Annotated in this window: 18 protein-coding genes; 4 read left to right on the top strand and 14 right to left on the bottom strand. The window is 38.4% G+C overall.

Annotation, left to right across the window (positions count from 1 at the left end; genetic code table 11):
• Positions 1-5 precede the first annotated feature (5 nt).
• Positions 6-518: an acyl-CoA thioesterase gene (locus FI644_RS05440; RefSeq protein WP_053479095.1), complete on the top strand. Its 513-nt coding sequence runs from the start codon at positions 6-8 to the stop codon at positions 516-518.
• A 36-nt stretch (positions 519-554) separates the two neighbouring features.
• Here FI644_RS05440 and FI644_RS05445 read toward each other — a convergent pair whose 3' ends face one another.
• The 11 genes from FI644_RS05445 to FI644_RS05490 form a co-directional block, all read right to left on the bottom strand.
• Entirely contained in the window at positions 555-1,097 is a 543-nt protein-coding gene (locus FI644_RS05445; protein WP_053479096.1) for an RNA polymerase sigma factor, read from the bottom strand.
• 96 nt (positions 1,098-1,193) lie between these two features.
• Positions 1,194-2,519 (bottom strand): polysaccharide biosynthesis protein, encoded by a 1,326-nt coding sequence (locus FI644_RS05450; protein ID WP_053479097.1) that lies wholly within the window; start codon positions 2,517-2,519, stop codon positions 1,194-1,196.
• A gap of 163 nt (positions 2,520-2,682) precedes the next feature.
• Entirely contained in the window at positions 2,683-3,957 is a 1,275-nt protein-coding gene (locus FI644_RS05455; protein ID WP_053479098.1) for an L-cysteine desulfidase family protein, read from the bottom strand.
• Positions 3,958-4,038: 81 nt separating this feature from the next.
• Positions 4,039-5,922 carry a ribosomal protection-like ABC-F family protein gene (abc-f, locus tag FI644_RS05460; RefSeq protein ID WP_056682537.1) on the bottom strand — a complete coding sequence of 628 codons (1,884 nt, stop codon included), beginning with the start codon at positions 5,920-5,922 and terminating at the stop codon, positions 4,039-4,041.
• A gap of 190 nt (positions 5,923-6,112) precedes the next feature.
• Entirely contained in the window at positions 6,113-6,244 is a 132-nt protein-coding gene (locus tag FI644_RS27105) for an RAxF-45 family protein (protein ID WP_256376283.1), read from the bottom strand.
• Between the two features lie 292 nt (positions 6,245-6,536).
• Positions 6,537-7,487: a cation diffusion facilitator family transporter gene (locus tag FI644_RS05465; protein ID WP_053479313.1), complete on the bottom strand. Its 951-nt coding sequence runs from the start codon at positions 7,485-7,487 to the stop codon at positions 6,537-6,539.
• 148 nt (positions 7,488-7,635) lie between these two features.
• A complete protein-coding gene (locus FI644_RS05470) occupies positions 7,636-8,268 on the bottom strand; it encodes a response regulator transcription factor (RefSeq protein WP_053479100.1) in 633 nt (210 codons plus the stop codon).
• A 44-nt stretch (positions 8,269-8,312) separates the two neighbouring features.
• Positions 8,313-9,335, bottom strand: coding sequence for a sensor histidine kinase (locus FI644_RS05475; RefSeq protein ID WP_053479101.1), 1,023 nt, complete (start codon positions 9,333-9,335; stop codon positions 8,313-8,315).
• Positions 9,332-10,066 carry a cell wall-active antibiotics response protein LiaF gene (gene liaF / locus FI644_RS05480; RefSeq protein WP_053479102.1) on the bottom strand — a complete coding sequence of 245 codons (735 nt, stop codon included), beginning with the start codon at positions 10,064-10,066 and terminating at the stop codon, positions 9,332-9,334. The genes FI644_RS05475 and liaF overlap by 4 nt, the downstream gene beginning before the upstream one ends.
• Before the next feature lie 266 nt (positions 10,067-10,332).
• The gene (locus FI644_RS05485) at positions 10,333-10,980 is read right to left on the bottom strand and encodes a PspA/IM30 family protein (RefSeq protein ID WP_053479103.1); all 648 of its coding nucleotides are present in this window, start codon (positions 10,978-10,980) and stop codon (positions 10,333-10,335) included.
• 26 nt (positions 10,981-11,006) lie between these two features.
• A complete protein-coding gene (locus tag FI644_RS05490; protein WP_053479104.1) occupies positions 11,007-11,351 on the bottom strand; it encodes a lmo0954 family membrane protein in 345 nt (114 codons plus the stop codon).
• 200 nt (positions 11,352-11,551) lie between these two features.
• Here FI644_RS05490 and FI644_RS05495 point away from each other — a divergent pair, with 200 nt between their 5' ends.
• Both FI644_RS05495 and FI644_RS05500 read left to right on the top strand, forming a co-directional pair.
• Positions 11,552-12,529 carry a VanW family protein gene (locus FI644_RS05495; protein ID WP_053479105.1) on the top strand — a complete coding sequence of 326 codons (978 nt, stop codon included), beginning with the start codon at positions 11,552-11,554 and terminating at the stop codon, positions 12,527-12,529.
• 31 nt (positions 12,530-12,560) lie between these two features.
• On the top strand, positions 12,561-14,087 hold the full coding sequence (locus tag FI644_RS05500; protein WP_053479106.1) for an FAD-dependent oxidoreductase: 1,527 nt from the start codon (positions 12,561-12,563) through the stop codon (positions 14,085-14,087).
• Between the two features lie 244 nt (positions 14,088-14,331).
• Here FI644_RS05500 and FI644_RS27110 read toward each other — a convergent pair whose 3' ends face one another.
• Together FI644_RS27110 and FI644_RS05505 are read right to left on the bottom strand one after the other, a co-directional pair.
• Positions 14,332-14,466, bottom strand: coding sequence for a hypothetical protein (locus FI644_RS27110; RefSeq protein ID WP_256376284.1), 135 nt, complete (start codon positions 14,464-14,466; stop codon positions 14,332-14,334).
• 74 nt (positions 14,467-14,540) lie between these two features.
• Positions 14,541-15,680 (bottom strand): DEAD/DEAH box helicase, encoded by a 1,140-nt coding sequence (locus FI644_RS05505; RefSeq protein ID WP_053479107.1) that lies wholly within the window; start codon positions 15,678-15,680, stop codon positions 14,541-14,543.
• A 184-nt stretch (positions 15,681-15,864) separates the two neighbouring features.
• Here FI644_RS05505 and FI644_RS05510 point away from each other — a divergent pair, with 184 nt between their 5' ends.
• A complete protein-coding gene (locus FI644_RS05510; protein ID WP_142108135.1) occupies positions 15,865-16,287 on the top strand; it encodes a hypothetical protein in 423 nt (140 codons plus the stop codon).
• A gap of 40 nt (positions 16,288-16,327) precedes the next feature.
• Here the strand turns inward: FI644_RS05510 and FI644_RS05515 are convergent, their stop codons facing one another.
• Positions 16,328-17,779, bottom strand: coding sequence for an alanine/glycine:cation symporter family protein (locus FI644_RS05515; protein ID WP_056682520.1), 1,452 nt, complete (start codon positions 17,777-17,779; stop codon positions 16,328-16,330).
• Positions 17,780-18,070: the final 291 nt, after the last annotated feature.

The raw sequence follows: 18,070 nt of genomic DNA on the forward strand, positions 1-18,070 counted from the left end.
TTACGATGAACGAATCAAAAAAATGCAAAGAATCCTTTGTGGTTAAGACAAGTATTGTGTTGCCTCCAGATACAAATGCTTACGGTACATTATTTGGCGGTAAATTGATGGCATATATCGATGATGTTGCCGGAATATCGGCTATGCGTCATGCACGAAAAAATGTTGTTACTGCTTCTACCGATTCAGTAGATTTCCTGCACCCAATTTATCAAGGGAACTCTGTTTGTTTAGAGGCATTTGTGACCTATACAGGGAGATCATCTATGGAGATATTTGTGAAAGTCATTGCCGAGGATTTACTGTCTGGAGAAAGAAATATTTGTGCCATGTCATTCCTGACAATGGTAGCCATTGATGAAAATGGAAAGCCTACACCCGTTCCTTCTGTCATCCCAGAAACCGAAGAAGAAAAAAGCTTGTATGATTCTGCAAAAGAACGTGCAGACATCCGAAAAAACAGAAGAAAAGACAGCGAATATAGAGCCAAAAAATACGGGATCAATCAATCTATTTAGGAATCCATCAGAGCAGCCATTCGGCTGCTCTTTACATCATCCATTTGCTACTAGTTCCTTTACCTTCGGACGTAATCGGTCCTTCGCACGTCTCATTCGAGTTTTAACTGTAGATATGGGCAAACTTGTCAAATTGCTAATCTCCATTAATGTTTGGTTATGATAATAGAATAAAAGTAAAGGCTCCCTGTACATTTTCGGAAGATCTTGAAGCGTAACAACCATCTCCTCCTGACTGCATTTGTTGAGAATCAATTCCTCTGGCTGTTCAATCACGTTCGAATCTTCTGCATACAGGTAAACCTTTTCCTCCCAAAACCGATTGGCTGATTTCTCCTTCCGCCAATAATCCCGACATTTGTTCACTGCTATCTTAAATAACCAATTTTTCACCTTCGCTCTTTCTTCAAAGGAAGGCAATGCTAAATAGGCGGAAATTAGTACCTCCTGATACAAATCCTCAGCTAGCTCCTTATGTCTTACTAATGAATAAATATAATTAAACAAGGATTTGCCATGTTCTAGAATACAGGTTTCAAAATATTGCTCCATTGATTGTTTGTTTTTACAGATCTTCATTTTATATTTCTCCTTAAAAATTTCATCGCTCACATTAATAGACGAATATTTCTGGCTGAATCCCTACAGCTTTAAAAAAATAAATCTTCCATTCTATTAATGAAATCTTTTTATAGGAGCTAGTAAAATCGTTACACCGATTTTTTTACATATGGTCAAGTAATGCATTAGGTACAAGACGACAGCTCCTGCATTCATCCCTATAATTACCCCATCCATCTGAAAGGTATGCAACGATCCGAGGACATAAATAACTGAGAATGAAACGACTGTCGACCAGACAAAATGGTAAAGAGCTTCCTTCATTAGACCAATACCGATTAAAAAGGCTTGCATCGGAATAATGAAATAATGCAGCAGGAAAAATGGCCAAAGCATTTGTAAATATACTGCTGCATCTGGTGAATGAAAAAATGTCCTCGTGATCGGCTCTGCAAAAAAATAGAAGAGCGTAACAGCGGGAATCCCATACAAAATTGTCACTTTAAACACTTGCTGGAGAAGAATCTGTAATTTTTGATTATCTTTATCTGCATACGCTTTGGAAACTGTCGGAATTAACATAATTAAAAACGAATGCGCAATGAATGCCGGGAAGAAGCCAATCGTCATCGCGATTCCGGCAAGCATGCCAAAATGCTCAGTGGCGACAACCCCGCTCACCCCTGCTTGTAAAAGGGCAGCTTTGATTAAGAATGGTTCGATCGCATGTGTCAGCGCATGAAATACTCTCATCGCGGTCGTCGGAATCGATACAGCCATTAAACTATGTCGCACCGTCTTTCCACTCATCCTTTCACTAGGCTCCTTTTTTACTTGCTGAAACTGAATAATAAACATATGAAGCAAGTATAAAAAGACAACAACCTCACTGCCAATCAGTGTACAAAAAGCAATGAATACGGAAGTCTTAGTGTCAAATTGGAAAAATTGGTATAGAAATACAAGAAATAAAAGCTGAACGAGCTTTCGCAAAAAATTATACGTAGCGATTTTCCCCATCTGATTTTTCCCCATGAAAAACCCTCTCGTAATCGAAGAGAAAGAAACGATCGGAATAAACGCAATAACGACCCATCTGAGATACGGATGGTACTGGTCAAAAACAGTTAAAAACGGCATGATCAGCATCGCAAGCGGCATTAGAACAGCGGTGAAAATCACCGTCAATTTAATCACATGGTTCAGCATACTTTGATGGTACTTTTTATCCTTCTCGGCAATAAATTTAGAAATAGAAATGGGCAGTTCAAAGCTTGCAAGAAGAACGACTAGAAAAATCGTTGGCAGAATAGACATATACATGCCAAGCCCATTTTCCCCTAACTCTCTAGCCAATACCATATTTACTAAAAACTCAATGCATTCACCAGCAAAAGCAGCGACCGCCAGCAATAATGTTCCTTTAAAAAATGTATTCATCCTGTCTCCCCTTATACATCTGACTCGTTTGACCGGCTTCGCTTTCCGGTACGCATTCTATATAAGATATGAGACAAGTTGTCTAATTATTTTATTGTTTTTCTTTTAAAAAGTTTATATTGAAAAGAAAAAGGCCGGCATGGATGCCGCCCCCTAAAAGTATTTATTTCTCTAACATCAATTTTAAAATCATCTCATCTGTTTGCCTTGTTCCTTCATTTCCGAGTTTACAAAAGCTTTCGATGCTTTTTTCGACATCATCATGAATGAATCCATCTGTGGAGCTGATTTCCTGATGATTCAACGCAAGCAATGCTGATTGGACAGCTACATTCGAACAGGTTGAAACCTTCATCGCACAGCCTGCCTTTGCTCCATCACAAATCATTCCCGAAACATTTCCAATCGTATTTTGAACAGCTGCCTTTACTTGTTGAATTCCCCCATCAAGTAAATAAACAATCGCAGCACTTGCTCCCATTCCAGCAGCTGTTACACCGCATAAAGCCGACAGACGTCCAAATTTTGATTTAATGTGTATCGTTATTAAATGGCTCAGGGCTACTGCGCGAATCATTTTTTCCTCTGATACTTGCAGCTTTAATGCCGCTGCAACAACAGGCAGTGTTACGGCAATACCTTGATTCCCGCTTCCCGTATTTGCCATGACCGGAAGGGTGGAGCCAGCCATTCTTGCGTCAGAACCAGCAGCAGCAAGAGACATGGCTGCTGTTGCCAAATCATCAGACAAGATGCCTTTTTTCACATTATCTTGAATGGTTCTTCCAACATTCAAACCATAATTACCGGAAAGACCTTCCTCACCAATTGCCTGATTTAATTCAATGCTCCTTTTTACAAGTGTTAAATCATTTATATCTGTATGAAGAACCCACTCATATATTTCATCGATCGTAAGCTCTTCAAGTTCTTCTTCATCCGTTTGGATTCCAATATTTTCACAACCGCCAAGGTAGACAGCTTTTCCATCTACTTCAATTAAAGTAATATTGCTATGGTTATCAGAAATAACAACCTTACAAATTTGCTCCTCTGTTTCAACAATGACCTCAATATAAAGCCTTTTAGGCGTCTCCGCTTGCCCTGCAGTTATCTTTCCTTCTTCAATTAGCCTGATGGCACGCAGCTCATCTTTATTCGTAAGCCCATTTAACACTTCGAGGTTTTTTGTGGGGTCACCCGCAACAGCTCCGAGTGCAGCAGCAAAATCTAAGCCTTTTCCCGTCATTCCTGGGATCCCGACAGACTTAGCATTCTTAATAATATTTCCGCTAGCCTTCACACAGATCTTTTCTATCGTTCCCTTAATATGACTCTTTGCAGTTGCTGCCGCAAGCGCAATAGCTACTGGCTCCGTACAGCCCAATGCGACAACTAATTCTTTTTCTAAAATAGACATGATTTTATTCTTTTCCATTTGACCCCACCTGCTTCTCCATAAAGTACAATTATCTAAAATTCTATCATAAACACTGTGGGATTTTTCAAAAAAATATAATTACAGCCATTTCTCCAATTGTTGATACAATGCTTCCCTGTCTTTTTCCAGATCCCCTTTTTTCTTAAATAAATTTTGCAGATTTTCTAAAGCTTCTTCACATTCCATTTCTGCTTCTACTAGCAAAAGGGCTGCTTCTAATTCCTCTATTAAATTTTCCAATTCCATCACTTTCAGCTCATTGCTTCTTTGCTTTATTGTCGGCTCTTTAAGCACTCTCTCTTCATTTATTGGACTTTCTGGAACAATAACTTTTGTTTGTTCATCTAACTTTTTCTTAGCCCAGTTATAGTCCCCAGCGAAGAGGTGAATTTTTTTATCATCGATCCAATAAATCTTCTGAAAAATTTTGTTTATAAAGTAGCGGTCATGAGATACAGCCAGAATGGTTCCTTGGTAATCCTCAAGTGCTTCCTCTAAAACCTCTCTAGATTCAATATCTAAATGGTTCGTTGGCTCATCCAAAACAAGAAAGTTTATATCCTGATACATAAGCTGTGCCAAGCGGAGCCTCATTTTTTCCCCCCCGCTTAATTGTGAAACACTTCTAAAAACTGCATGCCCGTAGAATAAGAAACTTGCAAGGATATGGCGAGCTTCCCCTTCAGTAACTGATACCTCATCACGGAACGTCTCAATAACAGACTGATCCGTTGCTTCAGAAAAAACATGCTGGGAAAGATAGCCAACCTTCACATTGCTTCCTCGCCGCACCTCTCCTTTATCAGCCTCAATCTCATCAAGAATCATTTTTATCAATGTTGATTTTCCCGTCCCATTATCACCAACAATGGCTATTCTATCTTGAAATTGGATATGCATATTTACATTCTCAAAAAGCTTCTGGCTGCCAAAAGACTTGGAAACTCCCTTCATATAGACAACATCTTTCCCACTTCGGTCAGCTGAATCTAAATCCATATTCATCTTCTTACGGTTTATGTTGGGACGGTTTAGCTTCTCCATTCGTTCAAGTGCCTTCTCCATACTCCGTGCCCGCCGATGAAGTCCTGCATTTGGCGGATTTGCCTGATTGGCCCACTCTTTTAACCGTTTAATCGTTTCTTTCATCTTTTTTATTTTTTTCTGCTGTTCTTCATACTGCTGGAATTCTCTTAACAGCCTTTCCTCCTTTTCCTTAACAAATCCTGAGTAATTGGTATGGTAGATCGTCAACTCACCATCCTCAAGATCGAGGATTTTGTTTGCTGTCTCGTCTAAAAAATATCGGTCATGGGAGATGATCACAACCGTTCCATCATATTCTTTCAAAAACCCTGCTAACCATTCAACAGCCTTTATATCAAGGTGATTGGTAGGCTCATCCAGCAATAGAAGATTTGGACTTTTAAGCAGCATATGACCAAGACAAATTTTTGTTTTCTCCCCGCCGCTTAAAGAGTTAAAATCCTTATTTAATAACTCGGCAATATTTAGCCCATTGCTTATTCGGTCGATAAAAGCGTCCATTTCATATCCTTTTTGATGAGTAAACTGCTCCTGAAGCTCCCCATATTTATTGACCAGATTACTTAATTTTTCGGAATTGGTTTCCTCCCCCATTTCCTTCTCTAACTTTTTCATATTTACTTCCATTTCCACTAAATGGGCAAAGGCTATTTTCAATACATCTATCGTCTTCATCCCGTCAGGATAACTTGGGATTTGTTCTAAAAACCCTATTTTACATCCTTTTCGCCAATGAACCTGACCTAAATCAGGTGCTTCCATTCCTGCTAATAGCTTAAACAGGGTTGTTTTCCCGCTGCCATTTCTGCCAACTAAACCAACGATATCCTTTTCATGTATTTCAAATGAAAGATTCTCAAACACAGAATTTCCGCCATACATTTTTCCTAGCTGCTGTCCACTGCATGCAATCATTATTAATTCCTCCGTTTATTCACATATACTTTAAACAAAAAAAGACCATAGGAATGCATCATCCTATGGCCCAGAGGAATAGAAAAGGAGAGCATAAAGAAGCCCTCCTTTTACCATTCCTTATATTAAGATTGTCATAAAGGAAGTTTGTCCTTCCTCATATACAACATAAGTGGGTAAAGAGATGTTTTCACTGTTTTGTTTTCATTATGCAATTGCTAAAAAAGGGCATACGTATCCCGTTAAAAGCAGCATCATGAAAAATTGCACGGCAAAGATATAAATGTTTCATTTCTTCACGTGCAAAAACAGCTTGAATCATCCCTTCTCCACCTCCAATCAAATTAGTTAAGTATATTCTAATATTTCTGCAATTCTAAATCAACAATTTTCATTTATCTCTTCGTCTAAATTTTGATACAAACTGTTCATATTTCTAACAGGAAGGTTAGACACTGATAAATAAAGATATTCAAAGTCTTAAAAGATGGCTAGAAGGAGGTGGAATCTTTGTCCATCCTATTTCTTCATCATATTTATTAAAATCTATTCTACACAAACCTGACTCACAAAAATGTCCACGGACCATGTCAGGCACTGTCCGTGGACATTTTTTATTTCCAGGTTGGGATTTGATCCGTTTCTAATATTCCCAAGGTGACATCACCTATATCAGGATCTTCCAGCAGTTTATCTCTTACTCTAAATTTAATATCATCTGCATCAGCAAGCGATAGACCTTCAGTTAATTCAATATAGCTTTCCACATGGTACTTTCGACCTTCCTGAAGAATTCTTAAGTTTTGAATATCATCAACATGTTCATCAGATAAAATGATCGCTGCTACCCGATCTTCCACTTCTTTAGGAGCGGCGACTCCGATTAAGCCCAATGTGTTCTCATAACCAATTTTTATCGCTATTCCTACTAGGAGCAAACCAATTAATAGGGTACCAATCCCATCAAGTATATATAAACCCGTAAAATAAGCGATAACAATTGATATTAGGGCTAACAAAGCACCAAAAGTGGCAATGATATCTTCATAAAACACCAATCGGGTTGGCGGAGAAGCAAGACGGACATTTTTCACCGCTACAGCAACAACGCCAAAACCTTTGGCAGTACTCCTTGATTCATGGGCAATTTCTTTCATTGCTTTAAATAAAATGAAACCATCAATAAGTACAGCAAATAACATAACAGCAACATTAAGCCAAATATCAGTTGACTCCTTCGGATGCCGAATCAATTCCCAGCCTTTATGAATAGTCTCATAGGCCATAATCGAAATAACAATTACTGCAATCAACACAAACAGATTAATAACCCTTCCAAAGCCTGTAGGAAATTTTTTTGTCGGAGCTTTTTCAGCGAGAGCACTGCCAAAAAAAACAAACCCCTGATTTAACGCATCTGCCAATGAGTGGAGAGTCGTGGCAAGCATCGCGCCGCTTCCGCTTATTCCTGCTGCAATCCCTTTAACTATAGCAAGAACCGTATTCCCTAGAGCGGCAATTCCTGAAGATTTATTGCCCTTTTTTAATAAGCTAATAAATGACATATCGTCACCTGCCTCATTATATTTAACTAAATAATGCCCTTTATATGTATGAATTAAAAAATGCACTTATTAAGTATTCCCTAAAACAAAAAAGAGCTATCATTATTAGCTCTCTTCCCTTTAAATAATTTACTTTTCCTATTTTTTCCTATTCCGCTAGTGAATGTTTAAATGCATATATAACAGCCTGGGTGCGATCCTGTACCTGTAGCTTGCTAAGAATGTTACTGACATGCGTCTTTACTGTCTTTAATGCAATAAAAAGCTCATCCGCTATTTCTTGGTTCGTTTTTCCTTCTGTCATTAATAAAAGAATTTCCATCTCCCTGCCTGTCAGTTCTTCATGTGGGAGCTGCTGTGTTTTCTGTCTCATTTTCACCATCATTTTTCCCGTTACTTCGGGCTCAAGAACAGATTGGCCATGATAAGTGGAGCGGACTGCATCCGCTATCTCACTCGCTTTCGATGTTTTTAGCATATAGCTGGTAGCTCCAGCCTCAAGAGCAGGATAGACCTTTTCATCATCTAAAAAGCTTGTGACAATAATGATTTTCGCTTCCGGCCACTGCTCAATAATATTTCTTGTTGACTCGATCCCATCCATTTCTTTCATGACTAAATCCATAAGTATAATGTCGGGACGTAATTCAAGGGCCATTTCTATAGCTGTTCTCCCATTATCTGCTTCCCCGATGACTTCAATGTCCGGCTGTGCAGATAAATAAGAAGAAACACCAATCCTCACCATTTCATGATCATCAACAAATAATACTTTAATCAATTTGCCTCACCCTCTACAATTATGTCTAGCTTAGACACTCATTCCTAAATGATCGGTACCTTCACTTCAAGACGTGTTCCGTTATTTTTCAAACTGATAATCTTCAACGTACCGCCAACTTCAACAGCTCGTTCATACATATTTTGCATTCCATATGAACCTGCTTTTGCTTCCTCTACATCAAAGCCTATGCCATCATCGACCACTCGTAAAATCACAAACTCATCTCTCTGAATGAGCAGTACTTCGAGGGACGTTGATTTAGCATGTCGAAGTGTATTCGATACTGATTCTTGCAGGATTCGAAAGAGATGATCTTCAATTCCTTTATCTAATGGAAAATCTTCAATTTTCCATTTTATTTCCATTGTCACTTTTTGTGATAATTCAATTAATAGTTCTTCAATTCCTTCTTGTAATGTCTTTCCTTTTAACGCTACTGGTCTTAAATGAAGTAGAAGTGCACGCATTTCTAGCTGGGATTGATGAATCATTTCCTCCACCATCTTCAGCTGCTTTGTTTCTCTATCATCCGTTTTTGTCTTTGCTTCGTTGATCGCAGACATCATCATTGATGCAGCAAAAAGCTGTTGGCTGACGGAATCATGAAGCTCACGAGCTAAGCGATTTCTCTCTTGAGAGATAATCTCCTGCATTCGAGTCTCCATGTCCTCAGCTTTTTCCGTTGCTAACTTCTGAGAGAGCTTTGCTTGCTCTGCTATTTGTTTTTGAATTTTCTCTACCCTTGTTGCAATTGTTTGAATTTCTGATCCTGCGTTTATTTCACTAAGTTCAAGCTGCCTTCCTTCTTCAATTTGATAAAGCCAGCCATCAATTGATTCAATTTGTTTTTTCCAGTGAATACCTGATATTAATCCAAAGAGAATACCAATGACGATGCTTAAACTTGGAATAAATATGATAAACGGAATATCCATTACATCCGTTTCCCATAATGACCGCCAGTCTGAGAGTGGAAACCGAATAAAATAGAAAACGGTAAACGACACACAAATCAATATAGAAAGTCCCGCTCCCCAAACCATTTGCCGCTGAACTGTACTCATACCCGCTTCACCTCTAAATCACCAACAAGCAATGAGGTGAAGATTTTGATTCGCTGTTCAGCCTGGTTAAATCCAGGTGTTTGCATATGAACAGATTGATTGAATATTTTATTTTCATGAAAATCAAAAATTTCCGTTGCACCTGCAATAACAGAATGGTTTACACTCACTTCCACATCATATGGGACGAGAACATGAATATTTCCAACAAAGTTCCGAATAAAAATGACTGTTTCACCTTTTGGCAATACCGTATAGCTAAAGTCGATGATCGTATCCCCAATTCCAGCTTGAATATTTATATCGCTCCACTCATATCCTTGCTCAGGTGTTTTTTGCTGCCCAAATAATTGATTGGAAAAAAGTGATTCCTTTTTAATCACAGTTTCTTTTTCAATTGATGGGCTAGACTCCTTGATTAAAGGCTTCAAATGGGCTGGACTCCGTTTCGATTGCACAAATTGAATGAAGAAATGCAATAAAAGCGCCAACAGGAAAAATTTTAATGTCATCATGTTAAAAATATTAATAATTAGAAAGATAAGTCCAAACCAAAACAGGAGCTTCCCAGATGTTTTCGGCATCCATTTTCTCCCTATGTAAATCATACCGATCGACACGAGAAGGGAGAAAATCAAGCCCCGGTTAAAAAAGAAAAATTCCAAAAGAAGAACGATAATCCCTAGCATAACAATCCAACTAACATACTCACTTTTTACTTTATTTAACATCGGACTTCCTCCCTTCTGTGAAAACCTTTACTTTATGCCAAAAAGGCGCAGCTGTCCTACGCCTTTTTAGAATACCATGTTTTCCTAATAAAGTCAGAATGTATTACTATGGAGTTAGAGATTTGTCTAGCTCCAGCGCCTATCAAACTTCAGGTCCCCTCCCTACGATAAGTCAACATCGGTTCGCTCTCGCTCACCGTGTTTCCTTTATCTCAGTCGCGGCCCTTCCAGTTTGTACGGCGATGATCAAGGCGCTTGCGCTTTCCTTATGAAATAGAATGAGTTTCTTCCTTTTTCATCTCTTTTTCTAATTGAGCGATGCGCGCATCGATTGTATTCCGATAATATGAACTGTTTACTTGATGCTCAAGGCGGTCAAGATATGACTCAATTTCCTGAAAGCGTGAGTATGATTCATTTGAATATGCATGATTATCAAGCACCTTATTCATTCTATTGTTGGCACGAGTAACATTTTCCCTGCCCATTAATTCCATTCGGCGAATATGCATATCCTTCAGTTTATGTTTCATTTCTTCATATTTTCTTTCAAGCTCAGCAAGCTGCTGCACCGTTTGATCCAATGTTGCTTTTAGACGAGAAGCTCGCTCCTCATACTGTGCTTGCTCATTAGCAGCAAAGACATATAGTTCAGTTTCTCCTGCCTTCGTAGCAATTTCAGCTTGACGCTTTCGTTTGATGGCCACCTCTTGTGCCTGATTGAATTCACGAGTAAATTCCTCTTTAAGCTGATATTGGCGCTCTAGTAATTTTCTTACCTTTTCAGTTTCTGCTTCACATTCACGTAAGTATTGGTTTAATAACGTTATTGGATTCTTTTTCTCCTTTTGGTCTAATACTTCATTGATATCTGCTAATACCGTATTTTTTATGCGTGTAAATAAGTTTGCCATTCTTTATCTCCCCTTAAATAAATTGATTAGTATTTGTTGATATCTGCCCATTGCTTTTCAAAGTTGACAAATGGATCCTTCTCTTCAGCAACGACTGATTTTGAGGTATTCCATTTTTTATATACAAGGTAAAGAACATATGCAGCTGCGATCCCTAAGATTGCTGGGATATTTGAAGCGGAAGCCATCAGCGCAATAAGTCCGATGATTCCCCAGCCAATCTTACCTAAAGTTGACTTTTCTTTAATAAACTGTTTGAACACAAGGTATAGGATTGCTACGCTAATCGCTAGCCCAATCATTGGACCTAAATTTGTCAGCAGCACGATTGCTGCAATTCCTCCTGCCATTAGTAATCCAAATTTTTTCATTTTCGTTTCCTCCTTTCTTGATTTCATCTTACCTTGATTCCTATCTCCTTATAACGAGCCAGAGCTTTATTTTCATCTAGGACCTGAGACGTATCACATGTAAGACTAACTTTCTTATACAGAGGAATTGATTAAAATATCATTCAACCACATGAAAACAATGGACTCAATCCATACTAACTTTGGAGGTGTAAGAAAATATGAATGCAGCTTGGTTTTTCGGGTTACTTCTAATCATTCAGCCTATCAATCCTTCTGAAAATTTAATGATTGAGAATCAAGGTGAAATGATTACAAGCATAAACCGGCTTGACTACACCATGTCTTTTCCGGGTATACCATTAATTGATTTAGAAAAATACAATGCGTTTATCAAGGAGTTAGATGAACAAACGTACAAGCCGCCTGTAAATGCTTATATTAATGATTTTGGAAGAGTAATTGAGGGTGAACCGGGTAGAAAGTTATATCGAAAGGCTTTTAATGACTTGTTCTATACTTATTTTTATAAAACGAACGCTTCAAGAGTTGAGGTTCCCATGCTTCCCATTTACCCCAAAATAGACCGCGACCTATTATTGCGTATTTATGTAAAGCCCATTGGCCAATATGTGACTTATTTCAATCGCAATAATACAGCACGCAGCCATAATATTACCCTTGCATCGGAAGCCATTAATAATTATGTGATCTTTCCGGGTGAAAAATTTTCTTTCAATCAAGTGGTTGGAAAAAGAACGAAGGAAAAAGGATATATGCGGGCTCCTGTTATTGTAAGAGGAGAATTATCAGAAGACATTGGGGGAGGGATTTGCCAAGTGTCCTCTACTCTTTTTAATGCAGCTGATCGAGCGGGATTAAAAATGGTTGAACGCTACTCACATTCAAAAAATGTCCCTTACGTCCCCCCAGGTAGAGATGCAACTGTCAGCTGGTACGGACCTGATTTTAGTTTTATTAATGAATATAGCTTACCGATTCTCATCCGCTCAAAAGTCCTAGGAGGACAAATGATTATTCAGCTTTTTTCCTCAGACGAGATTGATTACGAACCACGTCAAGTTCCAAGTACGAAAAATGTCCCTCAGCAAGAAATACAAAGTGAAAAGGAAACGATTAACAAAATCTCCTCCTCTTCTTTGCATTTGTATACAAACGCTTTTGATAGGGAAAATTAAGTATAAAAAGCTTTATTACAGGAGGAAAAATATGACGTCTACACATGAAATGCCTCAATATCCAGAGTCTTATTGGAGAGAAATAAATCTGCCTTCATTCGAAAAGCTATCTGAACATACATCTGTTGACATTGCCATAATCGGCGGGGGGATTACCGGAATAACTGCCGGGTATTTACTAATTAATGAGGGATTCAGGGTTGCTATTTTAGAAGCTGGAAGTATTCTTAGTGGAACAACAGGTCATACAACAGCAAAAATTACTGCACAGCATGGCTTGATATATGATGAATTAATCAATCATTTTGGGCAAGAAAAGGCCTCTTTATACTATAACTCTGCTAATGAATCTTTAGAATTTATCCGAAATACTGTGAAAGAAAAACAAATTGATTGTGATTTTAGCCAGGAAGAGGCATATATTTATGCTACATCTGATGAGTATGCACGAAAAATAGAAGCAGAATTAGAGGCATATGAAACGATTGGCATTAATGGAGCTTTAGTAGACGGAATTCCTTTTAATATTAAAACAAAAGCCACATTAAGCATGCGGGATCAGGCTCAATTTCATCCGCTTAAATATTTAGAGCATTTAGTACAGGAATTCATAAAAGCTGGCGGGATCATTTACGAGGGCACAACAGCCACAGATATAGGCGAAGGAGATCACCCCGTTGTCATTACACGAGATGGACACCGAGTAAAATGTAAAAATATTATTGCTGCCTCTCATTTTCCCTTTGTTGATATGATGGGGTTTTATTTTGCTCGTATGTATCAAGATCGTTCGTATGTTCTCGGTGTTAAGGTTCAAGAAGAATTTCCAGGCGGCATGTATATAAGTGCAGACAACCCCACCCGTTCCTTGAGATATACGCCATACAAAGATGAAAAGTTAATTCTGGTCGGGGGAGAAAGCCATAAAACTGGGCAAGGAATTGACATGATGAAGCACTACGAAGCTCTCGAAGCTTTTGCTGAAAAAACGCTTGGTATAACTGATTTTCCATACCGTTGGTCAACACAGGATTTAATTACCTTAGATAAGCTCCCATATATTGGTCCAATTACGAAGCAGAAATCTGGCATCTTTGTCGCGACTGGATACAGAAAATGGGGAATGACGAATGGAACGACAGCTGCCTTGCTATTGAGGGATCTGATTATCGGAGCTGAAAACCCATATAAAGAGTTATTTGACCCTGCAAGATTTCAAACAGACCCAAGTTTAAAGAAGGTTATTTCCATAAATACTGACGTTGCCAAACATTTAATAAAAGGCAAGCTTGAAACCGTATCAAGAGAACCAAGCGAGTTAGAAAATGATGAAGGCTCCGTTGTTATGATCAATGGAAAACGAGCAGGTGCATATAAAGATAAGGAAGGCAAGCTTCATTTGCTTGATACCACATGCACACATATGGGCTGTGAAACCGAATGGAATGCCGGAGAGAGAACATGGGACTGCCCTTGCCATGGTTCACGTTTCTCATATGACGGCGAAGTGTTTAACGGCCCTGCAAAAAAACCATTAAAAAAGATTGATTTAGAATAAGAAAAGCGGAAGCGCCCTGGTCATCGCCGTACAAACTGGAAGGGCCGCGACTGAGATAAAGGAGACACAATAAGCGATAGCGAATGGATGTCGACTTATCGTAGGGAGGGGACCTGAAGTTTGATATGAGATAGGACGCTTGCCCTAGACAATTCTCTAACTCCAAAGGTATAAATTCTGATACGATAATATAAATAGAAAAATCCTCTTTTTAGAAATAGAGGATTTTTCTATTTGAATCATACTAGTCTTGACGGCGATTTTTTTGTTTATCATCACTGCCGGTTGTAAACTCCACCAATTCTGAGCTAGTTCGATTGCCTTTTTTCACATTCTTATTGCGTTCAGCGTTAGCATTGCCTTGTTTTTGTCTTCCCATTGTACCTCTCCTTTTTCACATAATCAAAGGTAGTATGAGCGACAAAAAGACTCCTTATGCATGCGGATTTGCTATTATCTTTGTCCTGGATCAACAATTTTTCCGCCACGCATGACTTTTTTCACTGCTTGAATCCCCATCTCATTCGTAAATTTCTTTAGGTCTCTTTCCTCCCTCTCAGTAACAACAGAAATAACCGTCCCTTTTGCACCAAATCTTCCAGTTCTTCCAGAACGGTGAACATATTGCTTTAGATCTCTTGGGAAATCCATATGAACAACATGTGTCACACCTTGGATATCTAGCCCGCGTGCGGCTACATCAGTTGCAAGTAGCATATTCGTTTTTCCTGTACGGAAGTCCTTCAAGGATTTCTGACGTTCCATCTTATCTAAATCACTATGTAGAGAACTAGACACAATGTGGTTATAATCTAGCTTTTCAGACATGACAGTCAGATTTCCGATATCTTTAACAAAAACAAGTGCTTTTATATCTGTAAGTCTTGAAATCTTCTCAAGCAGCTTAATTTTGTCTCTTTGTTCAGCAACAAAGTAGATGTGGTCAACTTCAGCTGCATCAATTGTCTCATCCTTTTCAACTCGAATAACTTCAGGATTGTTTGTCAATTCCTTTGCGAGCTTTTCCGTTTCCTTTGGAAGCGTGGCCGAGAACAGAACAACTTGACGCTCACTTAAAGTTGTTTTAACAATATTTCTAATTGTTTCTATATGCTCTGGTACAAGCAGCTGATCTCCTTCATCAAGGATGACTGTTTTTACCTCATGCATTTTAAGCTTCTTTTGTTTGATTAGCTCAAACATCCTGCCTGGGGTACCTAATGCAATATGAGGATGTTTTTTTAATTTCTCCAGCTGTCTCTTTACGTTTGCTCCGCCAATAAAGGTAGCAGCCCTAATCCCGCTTCCCTCACCCCACTTCTGAATTTCCTGCAGGATTTGCATCACTAACTCTTGTGATGGCGCAATGATAACAGCTTGAACGGCTCTTTTTTCAGCATCAATTTTTTCTAGTAAAGGAAGCAAATAAGCAAGCGTCTTTCCTGTACCAGTAGGCGATTCAGCAATAAGATCCTTTCCTTCTATTGCGGCCGGAATTGCCTTTGTCTGAATAGTAGTTGGCTGTGTGAACGCAGACTTTTCCCAAACCACTTGAATAAATGGCTGTAGTTGGCTAATTATTGAATGTGTCATCAGTATCTCCTTTATTTCGTCTAAGTAGTTGAAAAATGCATCTATATAATAATGATTAGTATCCTCAAAAATGAGTTTCGTTATTGATACTATCTTATGAACGGAAGGATGTCTAGTAGCTTAATCTTCTAACCTCATCTCATAATGAAAGTCATTTTGGCCATATTATGAATGAGGTGATGTTTTGATTAAAAAGATTGCTTTTACCGTTTTAATCACTTTCCTTTTCACCCCTACACACGCTCCTGCTCAAATGAAAAATGTCATTGAAATTTATGATATCGAACAGGAGACTGTGATAAAGACAATAACGATAACCTCCTTTATCCGAAAAGATTCGGATAAAGTACTTCAAGGAATTAGTAGTATATATAAGAAGTTTAATCCCCTTCCGGAAAAAGGACTGCTGGTAAAGATTCCATTGGATCCTGCTATACATGTGACAAATCAATGGATAAATTCATTAGTAGATGAGTTGATTATTTTTTACCCTGAGGAAGATGAGCCTTTCATTTTAATTTATGATGATGAAAATAGCACATATTTTTTTACAATTGATAGAAAGGTTCCTGAGGAAATCCTATTCACATTATTATTTCATCATTAAAAAAAGATGCTCGGCCAAGCCGAGCATCCTTCCCCCTACATTAGGAAACTTTTTCTTTTTCCTCTTGATAACCGTCTGCCCAATAATCCGCATTTTTAATACCTAGTTTTGTCGAATTAAATACAGGGTCAAGACCTTGTTTCTTTTGTTTCTCATAGTCCTTCAAAGCAATTATTGCAGGCTTCATCAGTATGAGTATGGCAATGACATTCAGCCATACCATTAAACCTAATCCAACATCTCCAAGAGCCCAAGCAAGGCCTGCTGTTTTTACAGCGCCGTAGAAGGCTGAAATTAGTATGACGAATTTCAGAATAAACATCGGCCACTTACTATTTTTAAATAAGTAAGCAACATTTGTTTCAGACATATAGTAATATGCCATTAATGTTGTAAAGGCGAAGAAGAATAGTGAAATTGCAACGAATCCGGCTCCAAAGCCCGGGAAAGCGGTTTCAACAGCTGCCTGCGTATAGCCTGGACCAGCTTCAACACCTGGTAAATGGTTCACAATCATCGTTGCTCCATCTGGACCAACCGTATTAAACATTCCTGTAAATAAAATCATAAATGCAGTTGCAGAACAAACTAATAATGTATCGACATAAACGGAGAACGCTTGAACTAAACCTTGTTTAGCTGGGTGAGATACTTCTGCAGCTGCAGCGGCATGAGGGCCTGTTCCCTGACCTGCTTCATTCGAGTAAATTCCACGTTTAACTCCCCAAGCAATCGCACTACCAACAAGTCCGCCAAACATAGACTCAGCACCGAAGGCACTCTTGAAAATTAAAGCAAAAACACTTCCAACTTCACCAATATTCATAACCATAATAATAAGTGCTACAAGAATATATCCAAGAGCCATAAAAGGAACGACTAATTGGGCTACATTGGCAATACGCCTTACCCCACCAAAAATAATTAATCCTAATAATGCAATAATAACTAACCCTGTTATCCATGTTGGAATTTTAAATGCATTTTCCATCCCTAAAGCAATTGAGTTCGATTGAATACCTGGCATCAATATAGCTAAGGCAAGTACTGCCGTAATTGCGAAAAGGACAGCAAACCATTTAACTCCCATCCCTTTTTCAATGTAAAATGCAGGACCTCCACGATATTGCCCATCAATTTTCACTTTGTAGATTTGAGCTAATGTCGATTCTACATAAGCCGTAGCTGCACCAATGAAGGCCATCGCCCACATCCAGAAAACAGCTCCAGGGCCTCCCATTGCAATGGCAGTTGCAGTACCAGCGATGTTACCAGTTCCGACGCGGCCGGAAAGAGCAATAGATAAGGCCTGGAAAGATGAAACGCCCGCTTCAGAACTTTTCCCTTGAAACATTAGCATAATCATGTCTTTAATATGTCTGACCTGTAAGAAACGAGTTAAGATGGAAAATAATAATCCTACAGCTAGACAAATGTAAATAACTGGTGTACTCCATAGAATGCCATTTAAGTCATTAACAAAAGCCTCCAAAAAAATCCCCCTCTTTTTATATATTCTGAATCTTTTACCTATTAAGAATTATAAAACAGGCATTTAAATAATACAATCATTATTTTTAACTGCTTGTATAATCCTAAAGTAGGACTATACTGTTATATTAAAGTATTATAAATCGATAACTGTATTAATACAATATTATTTTTCAAAAATTATTTTAATTAAGTATTTTCTAACCACTTGTTTGAAGCACTTCAATTTTTCCTGAAAATCCGTTATACTATTTAGGGAAACGAAATAGTTGACAGGAAAGAAGTGTGAAAT

Origin of the sequence: Cytobacillus solani (assembly GCF_006704205.1) — a bacterium.
Lineage (GTDB): Bacteria > Bacillota > Bacilli > Bacillales > Cytobacillaceae > Cytobacillus > Cytobacillus solani.